This is a genomic window from Paenacidovorax caeni (assembly GCF_001298675.1).
Classification (GTDB): Bacteria; Pseudomonadota; Gammaproteobacteria; order Burkholderiales; family Burkholderiaceae_C; genus Paenacidovorax; species Paenacidovorax caeni.
This window is the reverse complement of record NZ_CYIG01000117.1, coordinates 1-1,263: the sequence shown is the minus strand read 5'-3', so window position 1 is coordinate 1,263 and position 1,263 is coordinate 1. Positions and strand designations below refer to the sequence as shown.

The 1,263-nt window shown below is 58.0% G+C and carries 1 protein-coding gene; it reads left to right on the top strand.

Translation table 11 applies throughout. The features are described 5' to 3' along the window. The first annotated feature begins 123 nt into the window (after positions 1-123). Positions 124-795: a DUF4917 family protein gene (locus BN2503_RS18975; protein WP_074930539.1), complete on the top strand. Its 672-nt coding sequence runs from the start codon at positions 124-126 to the stop codon at positions 793-795. The last annotated feature ends 468 nt before the right edge of the window (positions 796-1,263 follow it).

The following is a 1,263-nucleotide window of genomic DNA, read 5'->3' as shown; positions in this document are numbered from 1 at the left end:
ATCCCGCCGGCACGATTCGCCCAGCAGCACCGCCAGCGCGCTGGCGGTGCTGCTGGCAGTGAGCAGAAACAAAACTTCGATTAACCTTCAACCCCGGACTTCTCCAATCCGTTGGTACGGTCAATGGGGGCAGGTCACGACAATCATCCGCGCTTGCCGAATGAGCTGACAAGAGCACAGTATGAAGCCGTGCGGAAATTCCTCAGCCGCTTCAGCCAAATCTTCACTGTCAACTATGACTTGCTGATGTACTGGGCCCGAAATCAGGACCTTGAGCCGCTCTGGAAAACCGACGATGGGTTCCGTGCGGCGCAGCTATGGAAGGGGTACGGGACTGATCAGGCGGTCCACTTTCTCCATGGGGGGCTCCACCTCTACGAAGACCCTACTGGAGTTCGGAAGCATGCATACACGGGTGAAGTCGGTGGAGGGATCGTCGGTCAAGTGCGAGACAACCTGAACCAACAGCCACCACGATTTCCACTATTCGTGGCCGAACCGACCCATCAGAAGAAGGAACGGATAGACCGCAGCCCATACCTGTCCTACTGCCTACGCGCGTTGACGGCCGTTGCCACCCCGATCTTCATCCTCGGACACTCGATGGACCAGAACGATATGCATATCTTTGAAGCAATCCGAAAATCGGCTGTGCGGCAGATTTTCGTCAGCGTGTTCGGCAACGAGCACAGCGACGCGAATCGTCGATTGATCGCCAATGCAACGGCATATCTTGTTGGACCGATGACGACAGTAAGCTTCTTCGACGCCAGTACCGTCGCTCCCTGGGGCTGAGCCCGCCGACGGCAACTGACCTAAATGGGGCGATTGCGCGATTTCGCCGGCCGGAGCAGCGGTATTCCGATGGCGTGATGCCCTTCCTTTGAGGAGCGCCAGTCATGCGCGAACGACCGCAGTACCTTTCGGAGCGGCCATTAGTCCGACGTAAGCCGTGCAAGTCAGTGACCGGTATGTGCTCAAGAGCGTGAGTTCGGCTATGGCGACCGAAAGGCGGGAGACGCTGCGAAGCCGACATCGCCAATGGAGATTCTCGGTTGTGGCCGGGAGTATGAATCCGCTGACGCGCTCGGAACTAACTTATCGAATACGGTCCGGTCACAAGTTGCGCAGACGTGAGAGCAGTTGCGCTCCCAGCAGAGATGTCAGCCCCGTCTTGCCCTCAACCAGAAACAGCGACCTACAAAACGGTCTGTACAACCAAGGCCGGTCATCGACTGCGAGCCAGGGCAGGTAAGCCCGGTC

Excerpts from the sequence above, each read along its gene's own strand:
- BN2503_RS18975 (WP_074930539.1), top strand. The coding sequence starts at position 124 with ATGGGGGCAGGTCACGACAATCATCCGCGCTTGCCGAATGAGCTGACA.